The following is a 24,133-nucleotide window of genomic DNA, read 5'->3' on the forward strand; positions in this document are numbered from 1 at the left end:
CAGGACGTGCGGCGCATGGAGGAGGCATCGGTGGCGGGCGAGTCCCCCGACAGTTCGAAGCAGCGCGAGTCGTCGGAAGAACCGACGTCGGGGAGCGCGGGTCCGGTTCCCGAAGCCAGGACCGAGGCGAGCGAGCCGCGTGATCCGCGGCTGGCGGTGGCACGCGAGGACGCGAAGCGCTCGGCGTCCGCCCGGGGCGGCGTCGACACGGCGACGCGCGTGCTGTCGGTCCGCGAGGCGGAGGCGGACGCCGAGGCCGACGCGGAGGCCGACACGGAGACGGAGGCCGCGGACGCCGGCCCGGAGGACGCCGCCGAGCCGTCCGGGACGTCCACCGAGTCCGAGGCGGGCGACATCCCGGACACACCGGATGCGTCGGATACATCAGAGAAGTCCGACACGCCCGAGGGCGACGACGCGGAGCCCGCTGCCGCGAACAACGGCCGGCTGCGGGACGCCGTCGCGGCCTGGGTGGCCACCGCGGACGAGCGAGCCGCGGCCAACGCGCGACTCGAGGACGCGGGGGCCCCGGAAGCCGCGGGAGACACGACGGAGGACGCCGACACCACGGCGAAGACCGCTCGGGACAGCGGCGCCGACGCGCCCGAGGACGCCGAGGACGCCGAGGACGAGGCGACCGGCCCGCAGCAGGGCGCCGCGCAGCGCGAGAAGGCCGACAGTGGCTCCGCCACGGCCTCGGCCGCAGGCTCGGACACCGACACCGACACCGACACCGACACGGACACGGACCCGGCCTCCGGGTCGGGCGCGAGCGCAGCGGTCGGCTCGGGTTCGACGTCGGACGAGGCGTCGGGCTCCACGCCGGACGCTCCCTCGGGCTCGGTCGCGGACACGGCTTCGGACTCCGAGCCGGACGCAGCCTCGGACACGGACACGGACACGGACGCGGGCTCCGGCTCCGGCTCGGACCCCGAGGGCGGCTCCGACGGGGGTGAGGAGCGGCGGGTTGATCAGCCCACCGCCGTGTTCAAGTCGCTGCGGCCCGCGAAGCCCGGTGTCGATCAGCCGACGACCATGCTGAAGCTGGGCGACGCCGCCGCCGCGGCCGAGAAGGCGCCGCGGTCCGAGGGCGATGCCGAGCGGACCAGCAAGTTCGTGGCGCTGCGGAACCCGGACGACCCGTCGACCCGCAAGCCCCCGCAGTCGTCGAAGGCCCCGCAGGCCCCGGCGCCCCCGTCCGAGGCCCCCAAGGCCCCGAAGGCGCCCCGTACCGGGACCACCGCCGCCGTATCGCACGTCGGGCCCGACCGGACCACCCAGCAGCCGCTGCCGCCGAAGCCGCCGCTGGACCTGCTGGCGGAGCTGACGAACACCCCGCCGCCCCCGGAGACCCCGCTGCGGACGACGGTGCGCCGGGTCAAGATCTGGACCCCGCTGGTCGTCCTGCTGCTGATCGTCTTGGGCGTCGCGCAGTCCATGCGCCCGCTGCCCGCGCCGACGCTCGACCTCACGGCGCAGGACAGCTTCACGTTCGACGGCGGCAAGCCGGAGATCCCGTGGCCGTCCAGCGGACAGGCCGCGCTCGACGTGCAGGGCATCGGGACGTTCGGCTCGTCCGGCGACCAGAAGCCGGTGCCGATCGCGAGCGTCGCCAAGGTCATGACCGCGTACGTCATCCTGCGCGACCACTCGCTCAAGAGCGGCGCCGAAGGCCCGAAGATCAAGATCGACCAGGCGGCGGAGGACCAGTCGCAGGCCGGTCAGGAGTCGACGGTCGACGTGTTCGAGGGCGACTCGATCTCCCAGCGCGAGGCCCTGGAGAGCATCCTGATCGCTTCCGCGAACAACGTGGCGCGGCTGCTCGCCCGCTGGGACGCGGGGTCGGAGAAGGCGTTCGTGGAGAAGATGAACGCCGCCGCGAAGGACCTCGGCATGACCAACACGACGTACACCGACCCGTCGGGGCTGAACAACACGACGGTGAGCACGGCCGTGGACCAGGTGAAGCTGGCCAAGGAGGCGATGAAGCAGCCCGCGTTCCGCGAGGTCGCCGCGATGATGTCGTACGACGACTACAAGGGCGAGAACCACTCCAACTGGAACCACCTGGTCGGCCACAACGACGTCGTCGGCATCAAGACCGGCACCACCACCTCCGCGCTCGGCAACCTCGTCTTCGCCGCGAAGAAGGAGGTCGGCGGGGAGACCCGGACCATCGTCGGTGCCGTGGTGCGCCAGCCGGCGGGCGGCGCGGACAACACCATCCTCGGTGCCGCCCTGGACTCCAGCGACAAGCTGATCCGGGCCGCGCAGGACACCCTGAAGTCGTCGACGCTCCTGAAGAAGGGATCCGTCGTCGGGTACGTGGACGACGGTCTCGGCGGCCGTACGCCGGTCGTCGCCACGCAGGACGTCAAGGCCGTCGGCTGGGCGGGACTGACCGTGAAGCTGACGTTCAAGGCGGACGAGGTGCCGCACACGGCGAAGGCCGGTACCAAGGTCGGCACCCTCACGGTCGGCGACGGCGGCACCAGCGGCGCGGTGAAGGTGCCGGTGGCGCTGCGGGACGACCTCGTCGAGCCCGCCTTCGCGGACAAGCTGACCCGCCTGGGCTGACGGCCGGCCCGTCCGGGCCGTAGCGACGCCCCGCGCCCCCGCGGTCACCCGGCCGCGGGGGCGTTCGCGCCCCGGGAGGCGCCGAGGGGTACTGGAAGGGCGCCGGAAGCGTGCGGGAAGCTCCCGCGGGGTCCCGAAAGGGAGGAAGCCACGGTGCGGGCGTGCGTGCTAGCGTCACGAAACGGGGCAGGTCGCCGGTCGCGGGAACGGGACACGGCCCAAGGAAGAAGACGGGACACGGGGAGTGCCTTCAGGTGGCCACTGCGGAGCCGACACGCGCCGACGACGCCGATCCGGGCCCGGGAGCCGGCCCGCGACCACGCGTACCCGCGCCCCGCAGGGACGACGCGGAGGGCGCCGAGAGCCCGGAGTGCCCGGAGAGCGGGCGCGCCGGTCGCGGCCCGGCGGACGGCGGCCGTGAGCCACGGGACGCCGGCGAGCCGGAAGCGCCGTCGGCGGTGAACGCCGCGTTCCTGGCCCTGCGCGAGCGCATGCTGCGCCACCCCGTGCTGTCCGTGACCGCGCTGGCCGGGGTGCTCCACGTCGTCTGGTTCTTCACGTTCGCGAACAGTGGCGGCGACCTCGCGGCGCAGGACGCATGGGCGGAGTTCGTCGGCCGGCACCCGGACTCGGCGTACAACCTCGCCTGGTACGGCGGCATGCACCCGGTGTCGTACAGCGTGGTCTCGCCGTATCTGATGTCGGTGCTCGGCGTGCGGACCACGATGATGATCGCGGGGACGCTGTCGGCCGGGCTGCTGACGATGATCCTGATCCGCAGCCGGGTGGTCCGCAATCCGCTGTGGGCGTCGCTGGCGGGCCTGTTCGCGCTGCTGGGCAACGCGGCGTCGGGACGGGTGACGTTCGGGCTCGGCATGATGTTCGGGCTCGGCGCGGTCGCCGCGGTGTTCTGCTGGCCCCACCGCTGGCGGCACGAGCGCTGGGCCAAGGGGCTGTGCGCGGCGCCGCTGGCCGCGCTGTCCACGATGGCCTCGCCGGTCTCGGGGCTGTACGTGGGCCTGGTGGCGGTGGCCCTGTTCCTGCAGAAGCGCCGCCCGGGGGCCTGGGCGCTGGGCGTGGCGCCGAGCGTGGTCGTCGCGCTGTCGGCCGTGCTGTTCCCCTTCTCCGGCACGCAGCCGATGTCGTTCGGCTCGGCGTCGCTGCCGATCCTGTACGCGGGCCTGGTCTACTGGTTCGTGCCGAGCACCTGGAGGACGGTGCGGATCACGTCGGCGGTCTACGGCCTGTCCGTGCTGCTGGTCTGGCTGATCAGCTCCCAGATCGGTTCCAACATCACGCGCCTGGCGATGCTCTTCGCCGGGGTGGCGCTGGTGGCGGCGCTGCCGTTCACGGTGCCGAAGTCGCGGAAGTGGTACGCGCTGGTGGTCTCGATCGTCGGTTTCGTGGGCTGGATCGGCTTCAAGTCGGCCGACGACATCATCCACACCACGCCGGCCGCCTCCTGGGCGCGCGAGCTGGCGCCGCTGGTCAACGAACTCCAGGAGGTCGGCGCGGAGCGCGGCCGGGTCGAGGTCGTGCCCGCGCGTTCCCACCGGGAGGCCTCGGCGCTCGCGCCGTACGTGAACCTGGCGCGCGGCTGGAACCGCCAGGCCGACATGGAACGCAACCCCCTCTTCTACGACGACACGCTCAACTCGGCGAACTACCACGAGTGGCTGCGCCGCTGGGCCGTGCACTTCGTGGTGCTGCCCAAGGGCGAGCCGGACGGCGACGGCGGTGAGCGGGAGCGGGAGCTGGTGCAGCGGGGGCTGCCGTATCTGAAGCAGATCTGGGGCGACGCCAACTGGCAGCTGTTCCAGGTGACCAACCCGGCTCCGCTGGCGGAGCCCAACGCGGAGGTCCAGCGCGCCGAGCAGGGCGAGTGGACGATCGACGTGAAGGAGCCGGGCCGGATCCTGGTCCGGGTGCCGTACTCGCCGTGGCTGAGCCTCGTCGACGCGGAGGGCAACAAGCTCGAGGCGCCCCAGGAGACGGAGGCCTCCAAGAACGCTCCGGAGGGCACGCCGAAGACGTACGACAACGTCAACGGCTGTGTGACGGAGACGGAGGAGACCGCCGAGGGCGACAAGTGGACGTGGCTGGTCGCGCCGGAGGAGGGCACGTACCGGCTGGCCGCGCCGTACGGGTTGCAGCGGGGCACGCCGTGCCCGGAGGAGCTGAAGTAGCCCGGCGCCCAGACCCTCGATGAGGTTCATGTAGGTGAACCGAGGTCAGTAAGCCGAACCTTTTTACTCCCTCTTGACCTTCCCCTTCCTTGTCGTGCCCGCGTCGACGCAACCACGATGAGCGGGCACTTCGCGCCCTGCCTCGCCCCTACCCCGCTCGTGCGAAGTGCCAACCAGCTGAGCGGAGTTCACAAGGCGGACCCCGGAAGGGGGGCACATGAACGGTCTCGACTGGTCCGTGCTCATCGGCTACTTCGCCGTCATGGTGGCGATCGGCGTGTGGTCGCACAAACGCGTCGGCAACGTCAGCGACTTCTTCACGGCCGGCGGCAAGATGCCCTGGTGGCTGTCCGGCATCTCGCACCACATGTCCGGCTACAGCGCGGTGATGTTCACCGGCTACGCCGGCATCGCCTACACCTACGGCGTCACGTCCTTCGTGACGTGGTCGTTCCCCATCGCGCTCGGCGTCGCCATCGGCTCCAAGCTGTTCGCGCCGCGCATCAACCGGCTGCGCTCACGGCTGCACGTGGCCTCGCCGCTGGAGTACCTGAAGAACCGGTACAACCTGCCCACCCAGCAGGCGCTGGCCTGGTCCGGCATGCTGCTGAAGATCGTGGACGTGGCCGCGAAGTGGGCGGCCATCGCCACCCTCCTGTCGGTCTTCACCGGGATGTCGCTGAACCAGGGCATCCTCATCACCGGCATCATCACGGGCTTCTACTGCACCATCGGCGGCCTGTGGGCGGACGCGCTGACCGAGCTGGGGCAGTTCATCATCCAGCTGCTGGCCGGCGTCGCGATGTTCGTGACCGTGGTCATGGAACTCGGCGACCACGGCGGCTTCTTCGGCGTCTGGGACGAGCCCGCCCTCCAGGGCCACGGCAAGCCGCTGGTCGGCCCGTACGGAACGGTGTTCCTGCTCGCCTTCCTCTTCATCAAGCTCTTCGAGTACAACGGCGGCATGCTCAACCAGGCCCAGCGCTACATGGCCACCCCCAACGCCCGTGAGGCCGAACGGTCGGCACGGCTGTCGGCGGTGGTGTGGCTGATCTGGCCGGTGGTGCTGTTCTTCCCGATGTGGATGTCGCCGCTGCTGGTGGAGTCGCAGAAGGCGGACGGTTCCGACTCCTACGCCCTGATGACCGAGCAGTTGCTGCCGCACGGACTACTGGGCCTGGTCGTCGTCGGCTTCTTCTCGCACACCATGGCCATGTGCTCCTCCGACGCCAACGCGATCGCGGCCGTGTTCACCCGTGACGTGGCGCCCGTGCTGTCGAAGCGGGCGCGGGGCTGGGGGCAGCGGTCCGGGCTGCTGGCGGCACGGCTGACGACGGTGGTCTTCCTCGGTCTTTCGATGGCGGTGGCGACGCAGGTCGACTCGCCGACGTTCAAGGACATCATCACCGTCGTCATCAAGTGGGTCGCCGGGCTGATGGGGCCGATCGCCATCCCGATGATGCTCGGTCTGCTGCGGCCCTTCCGCCGCTCGGGCCCGACGGCCGCGCTCACCAGCTGGGGGCTGGGCCTGGTCGCGTTCTGGCTGGTCAACTACCCGATCAACTGGAGCGTCGAGGGCGGGGTTCCCCTGGAGTACCAGGTGTCCATCCCGCTGGCGGTCTCGCTGGTGCTGTACATCCTGGTCGGCTACCTGAAGCCGGAGGACACCCCGGAGCGGCTCGCGATCATCGAGCGCGTCAACACCGACGGGGACGGCGACGACGCCTCCGGCGCGGCGGCCGCGATCCCCACGCAGAAGGACGGCGCGGCGGACCCGGTCGGCCGGACCCAGGTGGGCGACTAGGGGGTGTCGTTTGGATCAGGACGGCTCCAGGCAACGGTGCCTTGCTGCCGACCCGAGCGGGGTCTGGTGCGTGCAGCTGCAAGGCGGAGGAGGGCGACAGGGCGGAGCCCTGGCAACCGACGACAACGCCGCAGATGTGCGTGCCAGACCCCGCGACCCCGGCAAGATCCAAACGACACCCCCTAGGCCCGTCCTGCCAGGACCCGTCCCGGTACGACCCGTCCTGGTCGAGCGTGAGCGACCGGTGCCCTGCGCGCGCGGGGCACCGGTCGGGCTCAGCGCAGTTCCTGGATGCGGATCTGGTTGCCGGCGGGGTCCCGGAAGGCGCAGTCGCGGATGCCGTACGGCTGCTCGGTCGGCTCCTGGACGATCTCGGCGTTCCCGGCGCGCAGCTTCTCGAAGGTGCCGTCGAGGTCCTCGGTGGCCAGCAGGATCCACCCGTAGGTGCCTTTGGCCATCATCTCGGCGATGGTGCGGCGCTCGGCGTCGGTGATGCCGGGGTCGGCGGCGGGCGGCGAGAGGAGCAGCGCGGTGTCCGGCTGCCCGGCGGGACCGACCGTGATCCAGCGCATCTTGCCGTTGCCGACGTCCGTGCGGACCTCGAAGCCGAGGACGTCGCGGTAGAAGGCCAGGGACGCGTCCGGGTCGTCGTGCGGAAGGACGGTGGTGTGGATGCTGATGTCCATGGCAGCCACGCTAGCCCCGGCTCACCGCCCGCGCTCTCGCAACGAGACCGCCCTTCCGGCACGGCCCCGGCCGGCTCGGTCCTAGCCGCGCGGGTATCGCGCCAGCCACCCCGGGGACGAGCCCGCGGGGCCGTGCAGTGCGGGGCCCTGGGTCATCTCCATGGCGAAGTCGTCGGCCAGTTCCAGGAGGGTCGGGCGGCCCTCCAGCTCGGCCAGCCAGGCCGGGGGCAGCGCCGTCTCGCCGTGCAGGGCACCGAGCAGGCCGCCCGTCAGCGCCCCGGTCGCGGCCGAGGGGCCGCCGTGGTTGACGGCGAGCCGCAGCCCGTGCCGTACGTCCTCGCCGACGAGGGCGCAGTACACGGCGGCGGCGACCAGGCCCTCCGCCGTTCCCGCGCCGATCAGCTCGGTCACCCGGGCCGGGGTCGGCAGGCCCTGCCGTACCGCGCCGAGCGCGTGCTGCAGGGCGTCCGCCACGGGCTCGTGCCCCGGCCGCGCGGCCAGCAGCGCGAGCGCCCGCTGCACCGCGGCGTCCAGGCTCTCGCCGCGCGCGAGACCGTGCACGATCACGGCGTACGCGCCCGCCGTCAGGTAGCCGGTGGGGTGGCCGTGGGTCTGCGCCGCGCACTCCACGGCGAGCTGGGCGACCAGCTGCGGCTCCCAGCCGACCAGCAGCCCGAACGGCGCCGACCGGGCGGCTGCCTCGGGGCCATGCTCACCGGGGTTCTTGGGCGCCTCGGGGGTGCCCATCGTCTCGTCGCCGAGCCCGAGCAGCAGCGTGCGCGGGGCGTCCCGGCGGACGTACAGCCACTCCTCGTGGGCCAGCCAGCCGTCGTCCTTGCGCCGCAGGTCGGGCCCCCAGTCGCGCTGGGTCGCGACCCAGCGCCGGTAGGCCTTGTGCAGGTCGGTCGGCGGATGCCAGGCGCCGGTGTCCCGCCGTACCTGGGCGCGGATCAGCCCGTCCACGGAGAACAGGGTGAGCTGCGTGAGGTGGGTGACGGCACCGCGCCGGCCGTAGGCGGAGGCCAGGTCGGCCAGCCCCTCCGCGCCGTGCGCCTCCCGGATCCCGTCCAGGCCGAGACCGTCGACGGGCGCTCCGAGGGCGTCCCCGACAGCCACGCCCAACAGCGTCCCGCGCACCCGGCTGCGGAAGTCCTGCTGCTCGGCACGCCCCCAGACGGCACCGCCTGTCGCGCCCACCGGGACCTCCCCTCGGCCCTGTCCACACCACTGTCCGTACGTACGACGTCCAGCACTGTATGCGAACGGAAGCGGTCGGTTCAGGGCCGGAACGGGCCGGAACCGTGTGGAAACGCTCACGGCCGGGGGTGGTCCCAGGTACACCCCGTATCCGCCGCCTGGCCCCATCGAGCGGGCGGCCGGACTGCGAAAGGCTCAAGGAGTCGCGAGAACAGCCCTGTTGGAAGGAAACTCCCCGTGTCCGCACGACTCCACACCCCCTCCGTCTCCTCCGTCTCCTCCGTCCCGAACAAGCCGAAGAAGCAGCGCGGGCGCGTGCTCTCCGTGGTCGCCGCGCTGGCGGTCCTGGGCGGCGGCCTCGCCGTGAGCGGCTCGCTGGCCTACGGCGCCCCGGGCCACGCCGGTCACCGCGACGCCGTGCGCGAGGGTGCGAAGGACCTGGTGCGCGAGGACGGTTACCCCGCCGCGCTGGCCGCCGTCGAGGGCCGTGACGGACGCGTCCGCGACTACACGGCCGGCACCGGCGACCTGGAGACCGGCGCGGCCGTGCCGGTGAACGGCCAGGTCCGGGCCGGCAGCAACACCAAGTCCTTCACCGCGGCGGTCGTGCTCCAGCTGGTCGGCGAGGGCAGGGTGAAGCTGGACGAGCCGATCGAGACGTACCTGCCGGGCCTGGTGCGCGGCGACGGCATCGACGGCACCCGGATCACCGTGCGGAACCTGCTCCAGCACACCAGCGGCCTGCCCGACTACGTCCAGACGCTGGGCCTGGACCCCTTCGAGGTCCGCGACACGTACTACAACCCGCGTGACCTGATCGACCTCGCCCTGAGCCAGAAGGCCGCGTTCGAGCCCGGCGCGAAGTGGCAGTACAGCAACACCAACTACGTCCTGGCGGGCCTGCTCGTCGAGAAGGTCACGGGGCGTCCCTTCGGCGAGGAGATCACCGACCGGATCATCCGCCCCCTCGGCCTGAAGGACACCTACTGGCCGAACGTCGGCGAGCGCGGCCTGCGGGGCGCCCACCCCAAGGGCTACGCCTCCACCACTCCCGGCGGGCCGCTGGAGGACATCACGCGCCTCGACCCGTCGCAGGCCTGGGCCGCCGGGCAGCTCGTCACCACCCCGCGCGACCTCAACCGCTTCTTCTCCGCCCTGCTCGGCGGCGAGGTACTGGACGCCGCCGAACTGAAGGAGATGACGACCACGGTCCCGGCGGCCGAGGGCACCCCCACGCCCGGCACCGAATACGGCCTGGGCCTCTTCCGCACCCCCCTGTCCTGCGGCGGCGAACTGTGGGGCCACGGCGGCTCCATCCACGGCTACGAGACCTACAGCGGCGTCACCGAGGAAGGCCGCGCGGCCACGGTGGCGGTCACGGCACTGCCGAGCGCGGTGGCCGCCGAGCCCGCCGACATCATGGCGGCGCACCAGCACGTCTTCGACCTGGTGGACACGGCCGTCTGCGAGTGACCGCGGCCGCGCCCGTCCCGGTGACCCGGTGAACCGAACGGCGTGATCACGATCCGCGAACCCGGCTGCCTGGACCCCTGACGCCTGGAAGCATCCCTCTCATGTCCAACACCCCACGCACCCTGCCCCTCGCGGCCACCGTGCTCACCGCGGTCCTCGCCCTCTACATCGCCCTCGTGGCCCTGGGGAACATCACCGATTTCGACAACAACCAGCAGTACGTGCGTCACGTCCTCGCGATGGACACGACCTTCAAGGACGACGACCTGATGTGGCGCTCGATCACGAGCAAGGGTCTTCAGGACGCCGCGTACGTCGCGATCATCCTCTGGGAGACGGTCGCGGCGCTCGTCCTGATCTACGCGACCTGGCTGTGGATACGCCGGGACCACGCCCTCGCGCGGCGCCTGACCACGTACGGCACGCTCATGCTGATGCTGCTCTTCGGCGCCGGGTTCCTCGCGATCGGCGGGGAGTGGTTCGCGATGTGGCAGTCGGAGGACTGGAACGGGCTGGACGCGGCGACGCGGGTGCTCCTGTTCAGCGGCGTCGTCCTGATCGTGACGCACCTGCCGGTGGGGCAGGCGGAGGCTAGGCGACCACAGTGACCGTCGTGCCGGACGCGCCGAACTTCCAGAGCGCGTCACCGTCCGCCTTGGGCAGCCGTATGCCGCCCGTCTTGGTGCCGGCGGCGGCCGGGGGCGGCGAGGAGCCGTCCACGGCGTTGGAGAAGGCGACCCAGACGCCGCCCTCCTGGGTGAAGTACATGATCTGCTCGACCTGAACCCCGTCGGAACCCGTCGTCGCCTCCTGACGGCGGGTTCCGACGCTGTATTGGCCCGGGTCGGGGTCGACCGTCCCCGGCCACACCTTGAACGACCGCCGGGTGGCGTCGCTGGCGTCGACCAGCCACACCCGGTCCTGACCGACCGAGTAGACGACGCGCCGCCCCGTGCCGGAACCCTCCGGCACCGGGGCCGGCGCGGTCTCCTTCGGCGTGGGGTGCGCGTCCGCCGACGCCGACGGGGTCGGCTTCGTCGCCGCGGCGGTGGGATGGGGCCCCTGGTCCGCCTGCATCGCCAGGACGGTCACCGCCGCGATCGCGCCCACGGTCAGACCGGAGACCCACGCCCATGAGGGAAGTCGGGCAGGCACGGGCACGCATCTCCTCAGCTGTGAAAACCCCGACACACCGGGGGTCCGATCATCTTACTGCGGGTGGCCCCTGCCCCATCCGTCGTACGGCGGTCAGTCCAGCACCGGCAGCAGCTCGGGCAGATGCCCGTCCGACTCCCTCGCCGCCCGCTGCCGCTCCTCGGCCACCGGACCGTACAGCGTCGTGCGCGGCTTCGCCGGTCGGCCCGCGGCGTCGGCGACCGCGATCAGGTCCTTGACCGACTTGTAGGAGCCGTAGGACGAGCCCGCCATGCGGGAGATGGTCTCTTCCATGAGGGTGCCGCCGAGGTCGTTCGCGCCGGAGCGGAGCATCTCCGCCGCACCCTCCGTGCCCAGTTTCACCCAGCTTGTCTGGATGTTGGGGATGTGCGGGTGCAGGAGGAGGCGGGCCATCGCGGTCACCGCGCGGTTGTCCCGGAGGGTGGGGCCGGGCCGCGCGATGCCCGCCAGGTACACCGGCGCGTTGGTGTGGATGAAGGGAAGCGTCACGAACTCCGTGAAACCGCCCGTGCGCTGCTGGATCCCGGCGAGGGTGCGCAGGTGGCCCAGCCAGTGGCGGGGCTGGTCGACGTGTCCGTACATCATCGTGGAGCTGGACCGGATGCCCAGTTCGTGGGCCGTCTCGATCACCTCGATCCAGGTGGCCGTCGGCAGCTTGCCCTTGGTCAGGATCCAGCGGACCTCGTCGTCGAGGATCTCCGCCGCCGTGCCCGGGATCGAGTCCAGGCCGGCCTCCCTGGCCGCGCCCAGCCACTCGCGGATCGACATCCCGGTGCGGGTCGCGCCGTTGACGACCTCCATCGGCGAGAAGGCGTGCACGTGCATGCCGGGGACGCGCTCCTTCACCGCCCGCGCGATGTCGAAGTACGCCGTGCCGGGCAGGTCGGGGTGGATGCCGCCCTGCATGCAGACCTCGACCGCGCCCACGTCCCACGCCTGCTGGGCGCGGTCGGCGACCTGGTCGAGGGAGAGCGTGTAGGCGTCGGCGTCCGTGCGGCGCTGGGCGAAGGCGCAGAAACGGCAGCCGGTGTAGCAGACGTTGGTGAAGTTGATGTTCCGGGTGACGATGTACGTGACGTCGTCGCCGTTCACCGACTTGCGGACGTCGTCGGCCACCCGGCACAGGGCGTCCAGTGCGGGCCCGTCGGCGTGCAGCAGGGCCAGCGCCTCGTCGTCGGTGAGCCGGGTGGGGTCGTCGGCGGCCGTCGCCAGCGCGCCGCGTACGTCGGTGTCGATGCGCTCCGGTGCCATGCCGGGCGCGGCCGCCTCGCGCAGGGCGCCCCAGTCGCCGTACACCTCGTCGAAGTCGTCGCGGCGGTCCGACGTACGGCCCTCGGTGTCGATGGTGGCGTGCAGGTCGGTGCGGCCGGTCGCGGTGAACGCCTCGTCCGGCTCCTGCCACGGGTGGCCCTCGACCTTCGCGTCGGCACGCGCCAGGCCGGTGGCCGGGTCGGCGAGGGCGGCGACGTGCGGACGCAGCCGGGGGTCCAGCCACGGCTCGCCGCGCTGGACGAACTCCGGATACACGCACAGGCGTTCACGCAGTTCGAACCCCACCGCCCGTGACTTCGCGGCGAGTTCGTCGATCTGCGGCCACGGCCGCTCGGGGTTGACGTGGTCGATGGTGAGCGGGGAGACGCCGCCCCAGTCGTCGATGCCCGCGCCGATCAGCCGCTCGTACTCCGAGTCCACCAGGTTCGGCGGCGCCTGGAGGCAGGCGGACGGGCCCATGATGTGCCGGGCGACGGCCACCGTGGCGATCAGCTCGTCCAGTTCCGCGTCCGGCATGCCGCGCATCGCGGTGTCGGGCTTGGCGCGGAAGTTCTGGATGATCAGTTCCTGGATGCCGTGGTAGGCGCGGGAGACCTTGCGCAGCGCGAAGAGGGACTCGGCCCGCTCCTCGTACGTCTCGCCGATGCCGATGAGGATGCCGGAAGTGAAGGGCACGGAGGAGCGGCCCGCGTCCTCCAGGACGCGCAGCCGCACTGCGGGCTCCTTGTCCGGGGAGCCGTGGTGCGGGCCGCCGGGCTCGGACCACAGCCGGGTCGCGGTGGTCTCCAGCATCATGCCCATGGACGGCGCCACGGGCTTGAGCCGCTGGAAGTCCGTCCAGGACATGACGCCCGGGTTGAGGTGCGGGAGCAGCCCCGTCTCCTCCAGGATGCGGATCGAGATGGCGCGGACGTACGCGATCGTGTCGTCGTAGCCGTGCGCGTCCAGCCACTCCCTGGCCTCCGGCCAGCGGTCCTCGGGCTTGTCGCCGAGGGTGATGAGCGCTTCCTTGCAGCCGAGCGCCGCGCCCTTGCGCGCGATGTCGAGCACCTCGTCCGGGGACATGAACATCCCGTGGCCCTCGCGGCGCAGCTTGCCGGGGACGGTGACGAAGGTGCAGTAGTGGCACTTGTCCCGGCACAGCCGGGTCAGCGGGACGAAGACGCTCTTCGAGTACGTGATGACGCCGGGGCGCCCGGCGGCCTCCAGGCCGGCGTCCCGGACCCGGGCGGCGGACGCGGTGAGGGCGTCGAGGTGCTCGCCGCGCGCCTGGAGCAGGACGGCGGCCTCGGCCGCGTCGAGGGCGACGCCGTCCCGGGCGCGTTTGAGGGCGCGACGCATGGAGTTCTCGGTGGGGCCGGTGGGGTCGGCGGGTCCGGTTCCGGAGGTCGCGGAAGTCGTCATCCTTCGAGCATACGAGCGGCGTGATCAGCACGGGCCGCTCGTCCCCGTGACCCGGGGCACGGTTTCCGGCCCTCAATGTGCCGCAATGTGCCACACCCCTTTTCTTGCACCGGAGTTCACGGCTCAATACGAGGGTTGCACAACCACCCCTGCACCACCGATGTCATGTCACTGCCCAAACACACTGACGACACCTGGAGCAGCAGCATGTGCGAGGACGACCACGCCGGGATCGGCAGACGCGCGATGTTCGTGACGGGAGCCGCCGCCGCGCTTACGTTGGCAACCGTGAGCTTCGCCTCGGCGGCACCTCAGGAGCAACGCGGGAGAACGGTGCGCGGCACCCTGCCGCCCGGCTCCCCCGACTTCGTGTACGTCCCGGTCGAAGTCCCCCGGGGCGTCCGGGAGATCCACGTCGCCTACACCTACGACCGCCCCACCGTCCCGGCCGGCACCCAGGGCAACGCGCTCGACATCGGCCTCTTCGACGAGCGCGGCACCGAGCTGGGCGGCCCGGGCTTCCGGGGCTGGTCGGGCGGGGCCCGCACGGAGTTCTTCGTCCGGGCGGACGACGCGACCCCCGGGTACATCCCCGGCAGCGTGCGTGCGGGCCTGTGGCACGTCGCGCTCGGCCCGTACACGGTGGCCCCGCAGGGGCTGTCGTACGAGATCACCATCACGCTGACGTACGGCGAGCAGGGCGAGACCCCGCGGCCGGTGTATCCGCCCGAGCGGGCCAAGGGGCGCGGCCGCGCCTGGTACCGGGGCGACTGCCACCTGCACTCCGAGTACTCGGACGGCCGTTACACCCTCGCCGAGATCGCGGAACTGGCGCGGGCGGCCGGCCTGGACTTCATCAACTCCTCCGAGCACAACACGCACTCGGCACACGCGCACTGGGCGGACCTCGCCGGGGACGACCTGCTGGTCCTGCTCGGCGAGGAGGTGACCACCCGCAACGGTCACGTCGTCGCCCTCGGCACCGATCCCGGCACCTTCGTCGACTGGCGCTACCGGGCCCGCGACAACCGCTTCGGACGGTTCGCCCGGCGGATCCGCCGCGCCGGCGGCCTGGTCGTGCCGGCCCACCCGCACGCCACCTGCATCGGCTGCAACTGGAAGTTCGGGTTCGGGGAGGCGGACGCCGTCGAGGTGTGGAACGGCGCCTACACGCCCGACGACGAGGTGGCGCTGGCCGACTGGGACGGCATGCTGGTCGCCTCGGTGCGCGACGGGCGGGACCGGCAGGGCGCGGGGGGCTGGCTCCCGGCGATGGGCAGCAGCGACTCCCACCGCTCCCCCGACGTGATCGGCCGCCCGCAGACCGTCGTCCTCGCCGACGACCTGACGCGGGAGGCGATCCAGGAGGGCATCCGCGCCGGCCGGTCGTACGTCGCCGAGTCGTCGCGGGTGTCGCTGGCCTTCACCGCGTCCGGCGGCCGGGGCGAGCACGCCGGCATCGGCGAGCGGCTGCGCGTGGACCGCGACACCCCGGTCACCGTCCGCGTGGAGGTGACGGGCGCCCCGCGCTGCACGGTGCGCCTCGTCACGGACCAGGGCGTGCTGTTCACCGGCGATCCGCTGCCGGTGTCCGGTTCGGGTGCCGTGGAGTGGCGGACGACCGCCTCGTACGCGGCCTACGTACGGGCGGAGGTGCGGCACGAGGCGGCGGCGGGTCCGCTGCCGGGGGCGTTGGCGGCGTTCACCAACCCGATCTTCCTGGGCCGGTAGCCGAGGCCGTGTCCGCAGCCGGGGCCGGGGCCACACCGCCGTCCTCCAGGTCGGCGACGACCGCCGCGTGGTCCGAGGGCCAGACCCCGTCGACGGGGCCGGCGCCGGCCCGCCGTACCGCCCGGACCCGGCCGAGTCCGCCGGGGCCGGGCGGGCCCACGTGGACGTAGTCGATCCGCGTGCTCGGCTCGCCGTCCGCGTGCGCGACGTACGGGTTCGCGGTGTCCCAGGTGCCGGACGGCGTGCCCGGCCCGGCGTGCTCCCAGGCGTCGTGGAGCTGCGCCGCCCGCAGCAGGCGGACCTCCGGGGACCCGGGGCGGGCGTTGAGGTCGCCGGTGACGACGGGCGGGTGAACGGTGCCGTGCCGGTGCCCGGCGACGAACCGCGCGAGAGCGGCGGCCTGCTCACGGCGCACGGCGGCGGCGTGGGCGCCGGACGTCAGGTGGACGGTGAAGAAGGGCACCTGATGACCGGGCGCGTCCAGCCGGGTGTGGAGGGCCAGCCGCCCGTCGTCGAGTTCCCCGGGGACGGGCAGCCGCAGCACCGCCCGCTCCACGACGGGCCAGCGGCTGAGCACCGCCGTGCCGATGCCCACGGTGTCGTCCCCGATCCGCCGCTGCCACCGCTCGGGCGCGGGCGAGGGCGCCCAGGCCCAGTGCAGGCCGAGTTCACCGGCCAGCCACTCGGCGAGGTTCTCCCCGTCCCCGACGGCCCACACCTCCTGGAGCCCGACGACATCGGGCCGCAACTCCCGCAGCACGGCGAGGATCGCCTTCTGCCTTTCCGCCCACGGCCCGAACCGCCACCAGAGATTCCAGGTCACCACGCGCACGCCCACACCATCCCTCCGTCCGCCACGCCCCGCCTCTCCCTCTGAGGTTTTCCGGGAACATGGAGACACGAGAGACGGGAGTGTGAACGAACGATGTCGAAGTCGCCCCGCACACAGAAGACGCGGAAGGCCGAGCAGAAGTACCGGACCGTCACCGCCTTCCAGCGCCGCCTCAACGCGGTCACGCGCCGGCTGCCCGGCCAGACCCTCCTGGAGACCACCGGCCGCGTCTCCGGCCTGCCCCGCCGCACCCCGGTGGGCGGGCGCCGAGTGGACGACGACTTCTGGCTGGTGTCGGAGTTCGGTGAACGGTCCCAGTACGTCCGCAACATCCGGGCCGACGCGCGGGTCCGGGTGCGCATCCGGGGCCGCTGGCACTCGGGGACGGCCCATCTCCTGCCCGACGACGACCCGCTCGCCCGCCTGCGCCGGCTCCCGCGGTTGAACAGCACGGCGGTACGGGCGATGGGAGTGGGGACAGGGCTGCTGACGGTGCGGGTGGAGCTGGAGAGGTAGGGAAAGGGAGCAGGTGAGAACCTTGTGATCGGCGTCTCCCACGGCTGACGTGGTCGGCGTGAACAAGGCAAACTGGCCTGGTTGCTCAGGATGTCTAGGGGGACGGCATGGACGGTGTACCGCGGGTTCCGGAGCAGCGGCACCCCGGACCCTCGGCAAAACCGGAGGAATCGGGCGCGCTGCGCTTCGGTGTGCTCGGACCGGTGCGTGCCTGGCGTGGCCGGGAGGCGCTGGCCACCGGCTCCCCCCAGCAGCGCGCGCTGCTGGCCGCCCTGCTGCTCCGCGAGGGCCGCACGGCCACGGCGGCCGAGCTGATCGACGCCCTGTGGGGCGAGGAGCCGCCGTCGCAGGCGCTGGCGGCGGTGCGGACGTACGCGTCGCGGCTGCGGAAGATCCTGGACCCCGGGGTCCTGGTGAGCGAGTCGGGCGGGTACGCGGTGCGGGGCCTCGCCGAGGGCGCGCTGGACCTGACGGCGGCTCAGGACCTGGCCGCCGAGGCCGAGAAGGCCAGGAGCGCGGGGGACCTGCGCCACGCCCGTGACCTGTTGCGCCGTGCGCTGTCGCGCTGGGACGGCGAGGTACTGGCGGGGGTGCCGGGCCCGTACGCGGAGGGGCAGCGCGTCCGTCTGGAGGAGTGGCGGCTGCAACTCCTCGAAACCCGCCTGGACATGGACCTCGACCAGGGCTGCCACGCGGAGGCGGTCTCGGAGCTGACGGCCCTCACGGCGGCGCACCCGCTGCGCGAACGCCTGCGCGAGCTGCTGATGCTGGCCCTGTACCGCAGCGGACGCCAGGCGGAGGCCCTCGCGGTCTACGCGGACACCCGGCGCCTGCTCGCCGACGAGCTAGGGGTCGACCCGCGCCCCGGCCTCCAGGAACTCCAGCAGCGCATCCTGCGGGCCGACCCGGGCCTCGCCGAACCGTCGGCGCCGGCCGAGGAGAAGACCGCGACCCCGGTACGGCCCGCTCAACTCCCGGCCACGGTGCCCGACTTCACCGGCCGCTCGTCCTTCGTCCGGGAGCTGAGCGACGTACTGTCCTCGGCGTCCGGTCAGGGACACGGGGACGCGGGCCGCGTGATGGCGGTCTCCGCGCTGGCGGGCATCGGCGGCGTCGGCAAGACGACCCTCGCGGTGCACGTCGCCCATCAGGCGCGGGCCGCCTTCCCGGACGGGCAGCTCTACGTCGACCTCCAGGGCGCGGGCGCGCGGCCCGTGGAGCCGGAGACGGTACTGGGCTCCTTCCTGCGCGCCCTGGGCACGGCCGACTCGGCCATCCCCGACTCCCTGGAGGAGCGGGCCGCCCTCTACCGCTCCGTCCTGGACGGCCGCCGCGTCCTGGTCCTCCTGGACAACGCCCGCGACGCCGCCCAGGTGCGTCCCCTGCTGCCCGGCACGGACGGCTGCGCCGCGCTGGTGACGGCGCGGGTGCGGATGGTGGACCTGGCCGGGGCGCATCTGGTCGACCTGGACGTGATGTCGCCCGAGGAGGCGCTGGTCCTCTTCACGAAGATCGTGGGCGAGGAGCGGGTGGTCTCGGAGCGGGAGGCGGCCCTGGACGTGGTCGGCGCGTGCGGTTTCCTCCCCCTCGCCATCCGCATCGCGGCCTCCCGCCTCGCGGCCCGCCGCACGTGGACCGTCTCGGTCCTCGCCGCGAAACTGGCGGACGAACGGCGCCGCCTGGACGAGTTGCAGGCGGGTGACCTGGCCGTCAAGGCCACCTTCGAACTGGGCTACGGCCAGCTCGACCCGCCCCAGGCCCGCGCCTTCCGGCTGCTGGGCCTGGCGGACGGCCCGGACATCTCCCTGGCGGCCGCGGCGGCTGCCTTGGACCTCCCCACCGAGGACACGGAGGACCTCCTGGAGTCCCTGGTCGACACGTCCCTGCTCGAATCGGCGGCGCCCGGCCGCTACCGCTTCCACGACCTCGTCCGCCTCTACGCGCGTGCGTGCGCGGAACGGGACGAGCACCCGCCGAGCGAGCGCGGGGCGGCGCTGTCGCGGCTGCTGGACTTCTACCTGGCCACGGCGGCGGGGGTGTACGCGATCGAGCGGCCCGGGGACCGGCTGGTGGACCACTTGGAGGCTACGAGGTACCCCGGCCTGCGCTTCACCGACGGACCCGCGGCACTGGACTGGCTCTACACGGAATCGTCGTCCCTGCTGGCCTGTGTGCGTCAGGCCGCCGGCACCGCGAGACTGCGCCGGGCCGTCGACCTCCTCTGGGCCTCGCGGGATCTGGCGGAGTCGGGCGCCAACTCCCGTCAGTACGAGGCGACGGCCCTGGCCATGCGTGAGGCCACGCAGGCGGTGGGAGACGACCGCGCGGAGGGGAGAGCACGTATCGCCCTCACCGGGTTCCTGCTGGTGTCGGGCCGCATTCAACTGGCCGCCGAGGAGGCGGCTCTCGCCATGGAGCGCGTGATCGCCTCCTCGGACCCCACCGCCGCGAGCTGGGCTGCGCAGGACTGCGGTCTCATCGCTCTCCATCAACACCGTTACTCCGACGGCAAGATGTTCTTCGACCAAGCCATCGAGGGATTCCGGGCAGCCGGGAACGGCCTGTGCGAGGCAACCGCCCTGTGCAACCTCTCGCGTGCCTACATGGGAATGGGCAACACCGCCAAGGCCATCGAGTTCGCGGAAAACGGCCTGGCCGTCCACGTCCGGGTCGGCAGCACCATGCGCCTGGCCAACGGGCACTACGCCTTGGGCGTGGCCCTGACGACCGCCGGCCGGCACATGGACGCCCTCGCGCAGTTCTCCCAGGCCTTGACCATCTTCGTCGACCACAGGCAACGGCTGTGGGCGGGGACCACCCACTTCAGGATCGCCGAGACCCACCTGGCGGCACGACGTCCCGGCCCGGCCGCGCAGCACGCCGAGCAGGCTCTGGCCCTGGGCTGCATCGGCGGCGACCACATGCGCGGCAACGTGCTGAAACTCCTCGGGCAGGCGTTGAGCGACCTCGGACAGGTCGACCGCGGGAGGGCCTGCTGGCGTGAGGCGCTCAATCTCTACGAGGCCAACGACGCGCCTGAAGCGGCCGCCGTACGGGCTCTGTTGAGGCCCGCGGCGGCTGCTTGACACCGCCGGCGAAGGACGTTCAGCGTTCGTTTATCGGCCTCCGGCACTCTCGTTCCTGTCACGCCGTCGCGTCGGGGGGCAGACGGGTGACCAGCGAGCCGACGGGTTAGTGTGCGGCTCCGAACGCCCGTCCGGTGGGCCACGGGGGAGTCACCGGACGGGCGTTCCACACTCGTTCAACATCGCAGAGGAGCACGCGCATGAGCGACAAGAAGGCGGAAGCGGTCGCCACTCCGCAGGACAACAACATGCCCGCCCCGCCGGCCAAGGACGAGGGCGTCACCACGATGGACAACAACATGCCCACCCCGCCGGCCAAGGACACCATCACCACGATGGACAACAACATGCCGGCCCCGCCCGCCCTGGACCTGGACGGCGACGGCAAGTAGACCTTCTTCCCGCACGGGGATCGGCCGCGGCGGCGCGGAGGGGAGCCGCCGCGGCCGACGTGTGTCCGGGGGCGGCCCCGGACTCACCCGTGCCTCACGACCGCCCGCCCAGTCGCGTGAGTTCGTCCGCCCGGCGGTGGTCCTTCGGGCGGCCCAGGGCCCGGCGCATGCGGATGAGGTCGTCGAGTGCGGCGTAGCGGACGGTGAAGCCGGCGGGGTCCCGCGTGGTTTCGGCCCGGGTCAGGCAGGGGGCGACGTTCATGGCGCCCCAGGGGAGGGCGGGGGTGCACAGGTCGCCGTCGGCGCCGGTCACCCGGTAGGCCGCCTGCGCGCGGCCGAGGTCGGGCGGTTCGGCGCAGCCGGACCGGGCGAGGGCCTCACGCAGGGCGTGTGCCTCGTCGGGGGTGCCGTCCCACAGCAGGTCGAGGTCTCCGGTCAGTTCGGTGGAGCCGTGCATGATGCCGGCGACCTGGCCGATGACCACGGCGTGCGAGCGGGCGTCGTGGAGCGCCCGGAGGAAGGGGAAGGGGTCGAAGCCGAGGGCCCCGTCGGTGGCGAAGGTGCCCTGGGAGTCGTCGGCCTCCTGCGGGCCCCGGCCGGTGGGGACGCGTTCGCGCGTGGCGTCCCCGGTCCGGGCGATCGCCTGCCTGAGGCGCAGGGCGGCTGTCGGGTTCATGTCCTCTTCCGCTCGCTCGGGTTCCGGCTCCGGCTAGGAGAGCGGCAGCGGTTCCGTGTCGTCCAGTTCGCAGTGGTCGGGGGCGGCGGAGCCGTCCAGGGGCACGCGGACCTTGGTCACGCCGCGGGCCGGGACCGTGGTCTCCTCGCGGCCGTCGGAGATCGTGGTGTCGGCCGCGTCCTTGAAGAAGACCGTGACGGCGAAGGTGTACTCGGTGGCGTTCGGGTTGGTGATCTCGACGGTGGCGTAGGGGTCGGACTCCGTGGCGCAGGTGATCAGTTCCAGGGTGGCCGGCTCCGCGCCGCCGGTGTTGCCGCCGCTGCCGCCACTGCCCGTGTCGTCGTCGTAGGTGTCGTCGTCGTAGTCGTGGTAGCCGCTGCCACCGCTGCCGTACGTGTCGTCGTCCTTGTAGGCGTCGCCGCCGCCCGACGTGGACGACGAGCTGTCGTGGTCCTGGCTGGAGCTGCTGCAGCCGCCCCCGCCGTCGCCTCCGTGGCCGTGGCCGTGGCGGCCGGTCGAGAAGCCCGTCAGGCTGAGGACCACCAGTGCCGAGATCGCCGTGAACCTTAGTGCCCGCCCCCGTGTTGTCATGAAGATCACGCTAGTGCGTGGATGTCACGGACACGTCACTGGTCGGGCACGGCCCCTCACGCCGTGCCGGGCGCCCTCACGTCGTACGGGCCGTCCCCGTGCCCTTCTCCGCGTCCAGGGCGTACACGCAGCGGTCCTTGCTGCACGCGTACACGATGCCGTCGCGGACGACCGGGGAGCCGGTGATCTCGCCGCCGGTCGCCAGCTTCCAGCGCAGGCGGCCGTCGTCGGCCTTCAGCGTGTAGAGCAGGTGGTCGGTCGAGCCGAAGTGGATGCGGCCCTCGGCGACCGCCGGGGCGCCCACGATGTCGCCGCCCGCCTGGAAGCGCCACTTGGGCGTGCCCGTGACCGCGTCCAGCGTGTAGAGGCCCTTGCCGCTGCCCACGTGGACGTGTCCCGCGGCGACCAGGACCGGGTCGGTCGAGGAGCGGGCCTCGGTCGCGATGCGCCAGCGGTCGCGCCCGTCGGTGGCGTCGAGGGCGTAGACGGTGCCGAGGTAGTCGGCGAGGTAGACGCCGCCGCCGGTCACCGCGGGGCCGGGCACGAAGGTGGGCGGGGCGAGGAAGACTGCGGGCGCCTCGAAGTGCCAGCGGACGTGGCCGGAGGTGACCTCAAGGGCGAGGACCCGGGTGCCGGCCGCGACGTAGACGTAGCCGTCGGGTGCCTGGGCGAGGCGGACCGGGACTCCGCCGCAGGAGGCCGCGTCGCCGATCGGGTACGACCATCTCTCGTCGCCGGTACGGGCGTCCAGGGCGCGCAGCCGGGCGTCCTGCCAGACGTACACCGTGCCCTCGTGGACCGCGGCGCCCGCCTCCGGGGACTCGAAGTCGGTCTGGGCGCCGGTGAGTTCCCACAGCTTCTGGCCGCCCACCGCCTCCCAGGCCTGGACGCCGCCGCCGCGGGTGGCGGTGACGACCGTGCCCCGGTCGGCCTGGAGGGAGTAGACCCAGGCGTCGGTCTGCAGCCGCCAGAGGTCGCCGCCCTCGCGGGCGTCCAGGGCGAAGAGGGTCGGTCCGTCGGAGGCGTGGATACGGCCGTCCGAGACCGCCATCGACCAGGCGACGTCCCGGGTCTTGAAGCGGCGGCGTCCGGTGCCCACGTCCAGGGCGTGCACCTCGAAGGAGGTGACGTAGACCAGGTCCCCGGCGACGCGGGGCGTGCCCCAGACGTCGTTGGACATGCGGAAGCGCCAGGGGCGCCAGCCGGCCGGCGAGGCCTCCGGGGGTGCGGACGTCACGGCCGGTACGGCGGGGTCGGCGCCGTTGAGGCCGGGGCGCGGGCGGGACCAGGACGCGGCGAGGGCGGACTCCGGCGGGGGCGCGGCGACGGCGGCGGCGCGCATGTCGGCGACGCGCGGGCCGGGGCCGATCGGCACCGCCGCGCCGGCCAGCCGGACCGGCCCGCCGTCGGGTGCGCCGAGGGGCGCGGGGACCGCCGGTGCGTGCACGGGCGGCGCCGGTACGACGGGGTCGTGCGCGGGCGGGGACGGCAGCGGGGGCGCGTGGACGGGGGCGCGGGCGCCGGACGGGCCGCGGCCGCCGACCGTCGTGGCGGGCTTGGCCGGGCGGCCGTTGCGGCGCCCCTCGATCAGGCTCACGGCCCGCTCGGGCAGCCACGCCGACGCCGTACCGCTGTCGTCGGAGCCGGAACCGAAGAGGTGCGGGGCGAGCTGGGACTGCAGGTCGGCGGGATTGGGGCGGCCGGTGGCCTCCATCTGCATGCAGGACTCGATGAGCGGGCGCAGCTCGTCGGGGAGGCCTTCGAGGTCGGGGCCCTCGCGCAGCAGCATGAAGACCGTCTCCACCGGGTTGGCGCCGTGGAAGGGCGGGTGTCCGGTGGCGGCGAAGACCAGCATGGAGCCGAGCGAGAACACGTCGCTGGCGCCGGTGACGCTGCGGGAGTCCTTGGCCTGCTCCGGGGACATGTAGGCGGGGGTGCCGACGGCGACGTTGGTCATCGTCAGACGGGTGTTCGACACGCCGGACGCGATACCGAAGTCGATCACCCGGGGCCCGTCCTCGACGACGAGGACGTTGGAGGGCTTGAGGTCGCGGTGGACGAGTCCGGCGCCGTGGATCGACTGCAGCGCCTCCGCGACGCCCGCCGCGAGCCAGCGCACCGCCTGGGCCGGCATCGGCCCGCACTCGTTCACTATCTCCTCGAGGGAGGGGGCGGGTACGTAGGCGGTGGCCAGCCACGGCACCGCGGCGCGCGGGTCGGCGTCGACCACGGCCGCCGTGTAGAAGCCCGAGACCGCGCGGGCCGCCTCCACCTCGCGGGTGAAGCGGACGCGGAAGAGCTGGTCCTCCGCCAGCTCCGTGCGCACCGTCTTGATCGCCACGCGCCGCCCGGACGCCGAGCGCGCGAGATAGACCAGCCCCATGCCGCCGGCTCCGAGCCGGCCCAGCACCTCGAACGGCCCGATCCGCCGCGGATCGTGCTGCGTCAGCTGATCCACCACTTGCCTGCCACCTCCCCGTACGGGCCGCGCCACCCACATATGTACGCGACCGAAGTGCAGCGTCTCACCACCG

17 protein-coding genes are annotated in these 24,133 nt (G+C 72.8%); 9 read left to right on the plus strand and 8 right to left on the minus strand.

All coding sequences use genetic code 11. The annotated features are described in order from the left end of the window. Window positions 1–15: 15 nt before the first annotated feature. The 3 genes from ACGH7X_RS16815 to ACGH7X_RS16825 all read left to right on the plus strand — a co-directional run bounded on the left by ACGH7X_RS16815 (window position 16) and on the right by ACGH7X_RS16825 (window position 6,567). Window positions 16–2,577 carry a D-alanyl-D-alanine carboxypeptidase gene (locus tag ACGH7X_RS16815; RefSeq protein ID WP_399886150.1) on the plus strand — a complete coding sequence of 854 codons (2,562 nt, stop codon included), beginning with the start codon at window positions 16–18 and terminating at the stop codon, window positions 2,575–2,577. A gap of 254 nt (window positions 2,578–2,831) precedes the next feature. Next, window positions 2,832–4,763: an MFS transporter gene (locus ACGH7X_RS16820; RefSeq protein ID WP_399886151.1), complete on the plus strand. Its 1,932-nt coding sequence runs from the start codon at window positions 2,832–2,834 to the stop codon at window positions 4,761–4,763. A 217-nt stretch (window positions 4,764–4,980) separates the two neighbouring features. Beyond that, a complete protein-coding gene (locus tag ACGH7X_RS16825; RefSeq protein WP_399886152.1) occupies window positions 4,981–6,567 on the plus strand; it encodes a sodium:solute symporter family protein in 1,587 nt (528 codons plus the stop codon). Between the two features lie 275 nt (window positions 6,568–6,842). On the opposite strand, the gene ACGH7X_RS16830 is transcribed toward ACGH7X_RS16825, so the two are convergent. After that, on the minus strand, window positions 6,843–7,253 hold the full coding sequence (locus ACGH7X_RS16830; protein ID WP_399886154.1) for a VOC family protein: 411 nt from the start codon (window positions 7,251–7,253) through the stop codon (window positions 6,843–6,845). An 81-nt stretch (window positions 7,254–7,334) separates the two neighbouring features. Further along, window positions 7,335–8,450: an ADP-ribosylglycohydrolase family protein gene (locus ACGH7X_RS16835; RefSeq protein ID WP_399886155.1), complete on the minus strand. Its 1,116-nt coding sequence runs from the start codon at window positions 8,448–8,450 to the stop codon at window positions 7,335–7,337. A gap of 237 nt (window positions 8,451–8,687) precedes the next feature. Here ACGH7X_RS16835 and ACGH7X_RS16840 point away from each other — a divergent pair, with 237 nt between their 5' ends. Both ACGH7X_RS16840 and ACGH7X_RS16845 read left to right on the plus strand, forming a co-directional pair. Continuing rightward, complete coding sequence (locus tag ACGH7X_RS16840) at window positions 8,688–9,923, plus strand: serine hydrolase domain-containing protein (protein WP_399886156.1); 1,236 nt, start codon at window positions 8,688–8,690, stop codon at window positions 9,921–9,923. A gap of 101 nt (window positions 9,924–10,024) precedes the next feature. Then, on the plus strand, window positions 10,025–10,531 hold the full coding sequence (locus ACGH7X_RS16845) for a DUF2165 domain-containing protein (protein ID WP_399886157.1): 507 nt from the start codon (window positions 10,025–10,027) through the stop codon (window positions 10,529–10,531). On the opposite strand, the gene ACGH7X_RS16850 is transcribed toward ACGH7X_RS16845, so the two are convergent. Together ACGH7X_RS16850 and ACGH7X_RS16855 are read right to left on the minus strand one after the other, a co-directional pair. Beyond that, complete coding sequence (locus ACGH7X_RS16850; protein ID WP_399886158.1) at window positions 10,515–11,078, minus strand: hypothetical protein; 564 nt, start codon at window positions 11,076–11,078, stop codon at window positions 10,515–10,517. The genes ACGH7X_RS16845 and ACGH7X_RS16850 overlap by 17 nt on opposite strands. Window positions 11,079–11,171: 93 nt before the next feature. Continuing rightward, window positions 11,172–13,775 (minus strand): bifunctional FO biosynthesis protein CofGH, encoded by a 2,604-nt coding sequence (locus tag ACGH7X_RS16855; protein ID WP_399886159.1) that lies wholly within the window; start codon window positions 13,773–13,775, stop codon window positions 11,172–11,174. Between the two features lie 207 nt (window positions 13,776–13,982). On the opposite strand from ACGH7X_RS16855, the gene ACGH7X_RS16860 reads away from it, so the two are divergent. Next, a complete protein-coding gene (locus ACGH7X_RS16860) occupies window positions 13,983–15,506 on the plus strand; it encodes a CehA/McbA family metallohydrolase (protein WP_399897092.1) in 1,524 nt (507 codons plus the stop codon). Here the strand turns inward: ACGH7X_RS16860 and ACGH7X_RS16865 are convergent. Further along, a complete protein-coding gene (locus tag ACGH7X_RS16865; RefSeq protein ID WP_399886160.1) occupies window positions 15,478–16,338 on the minus strand; it encodes an endonuclease/exonuclease/phosphatase family protein in 861 nt (286 codons plus the stop codon). The two genes, ACGH7X_RS16860 and ACGH7X_RS16865, sit on opposite strands and share 29 nt — an antisense overlap. A gap of 93 nt (window positions 16,339–16,431) precedes the next feature. Here ACGH7X_RS16865 and ACGH7X_RS16870 point away from each other — a divergent pair, with 93 nt between their 5' ends. The 3 genes from ACGH7X_RS16870 (at window position 16,432) to ACGH7X_RS16880 (ending at window position 20,332) form a co-directional block, all read left to right on the plus strand. Further along, a complete protein-coding gene (locus ACGH7X_RS16870) occupies window positions 16,432–16,854 on the plus strand; it encodes a nitroreductase/quinone reductase family protein (protein WP_399886161.1) in 423 nt (140 codons plus the stop codon). A gap of 107 nt (window positions 16,855–16,961) precedes the next feature. Then, window positions 16,962–19,940 carry a BTAD domain-containing putative transcriptional regulator gene (locus tag ACGH7X_RS16875; protein WP_399886162.1) on the plus strand — a complete coding sequence of 993 codons (2,979 nt, stop codon included), beginning with the start codon at window positions 16,962–16,964 and terminating at the stop codon, window positions 19,938–19,940. Window positions 19,941–20,140: 200 nt separating this feature from the next. Continuing rightward, window positions 20,141–20,332 carry a hypothetical protein gene (locus ACGH7X_RS16880; protein ID WP_399886163.1) on the plus strand — a complete coding sequence of 64 codons (192 nt, stop codon included), beginning with the start codon at window positions 20,141–20,143 and terminating at the stop codon, window positions 20,330–20,332. Between the two features lie 94 nt (window positions 20,333–20,426). Here the strand turns inward: ACGH7X_RS16880 and ACGH7X_RS16885 are convergent, their stop codons facing one another. From ACGH7X_RS16885 to ACGH7X_RS16895, 3 genes are all read right to left on the minus strand, one after another. Continuing rightward, window positions 20,427–21,008, minus strand: coding sequence for a hypothetical protein (locus ACGH7X_RS16885; protein WP_399886164.1), 582 nt, complete (start codon window positions 21,006–21,008; stop codon window positions 20,427–20,429). Between the two features lie 33 nt (window positions 21,009–21,041). After that, window positions 21,042–21,599 (minus strand): hypothetical protein, encoded by a 558-nt coding sequence (locus tag ACGH7X_RS16890; protein ID WP_399886165.1) that lies wholly within the window; start codon window positions 21,597–21,599, stop codon window positions 21,042–21,044. Between the two features lie 76 nt (window positions 21,600–21,675). Next, entirely contained in the window at window positions 21,676–24,060 is a 2,385-nt protein-coding gene (locus tag ACGH7X_RS16895) for a PQQ-binding-like beta-propeller repeat protein (RefSeq protein WP_399886166.1), read from the minus strand. Window positions 24,061–24,133: the final 73 nt, after the last annotated feature.

The organism is Streptomyces sp. BBFR51 (assembly GCF_044591655.1).
Classification (GTDB): Bacteria; Actinomycetota; Actinomycetes; order Streptomycetales; family Streptomycetaceae; genus Streptomyces.

What these genes read in the sequence shown, in the direction of transcription:
- ACGH7X_RS16870 (WP_399886161.1), top strand. Translation starts at nt 16,432, where the DNA reads ATGTCGAAGTCGCCCCGCACACAGAAGACGCGGAAGGCCGAGCAGAAG.
- ACGH7X_RS16875 (WP_399886162.1), top strand. Translation starts at nt 16,962, where the DNA reads ATGGACGGTGTACCGCGGGTTCCGGAGCAGCGGCACCCCGGACCCTCG.
- ACGH7X_RS16860 (WP_399897092.1), top strand. Translation starts at nt 13,983, where the DNA reads ATGTGCGAGGACGACCACGCCGGGATCGGCAGACGCGCGATGTTCGTG.
- ACGH7X_RS16825 (WP_399886152.1), top strand. Translation starts at nt 4,981, where the DNA reads ATGAACGGTCTCGACTGGTCCGTGCTCATCGGCTACTTCGCCGTCATG.
- ACGH7X_RS16830 (WP_399886154.1), bottom strand. Translation starts at nt 7,253, where the DNA reads ATGGACATCAGCATCCACACCACCGTCCTTCCGCACGACGACCCGGAC.
- ACGH7X_RS16855 (WP_399886159.1), bottom strand. Translation starts at nt 13,775, where the DNA reads ATGACGACTTCCGCGACCTCCGGAACCGGACCCGCCGACCCCACCGGC.
- ACGH7X_RS16845 (WP_399886157.1), top strand. Translation starts at nt 10,025, where the DNA reads ATGTCCAACACCCCACGCACCCTGCCCCTCGCGGCCACCGTGCTCACC.
- ACGH7X_RS16880 (WP_399886163.1), top strand. Translation starts at nt 20,141, where the DNA reads ATGAGCGACAAGAAGGCGGAAGCGGTCGCCACTCCGCAGGACAACAAC.
- ACGH7X_RS16815 (WP_399886150.1), top strand. Translation starts at nt 16, where the DNA reads ATGGAGGAGGCATCGGTGGCGGGCGAGTCCCCCGACAGTTCGAAGCAG.
- ACGH7X_RS16885 (WP_399886164.1), bottom strand. Translation starts at nt 21,008, where the DNA reads ATGAACCCGACAGCCGCCCTGCGCCTCAGGCAGGCGATCGCCCGGACC.
- ACGH7X_RS16890 (WP_399886165.1), bottom strand. Translation starts at nt 21,599, where the DNA reads ATGACAACACGGGGGCGGGCACTAAGGTTCACGGCGATCTCGGCACTG.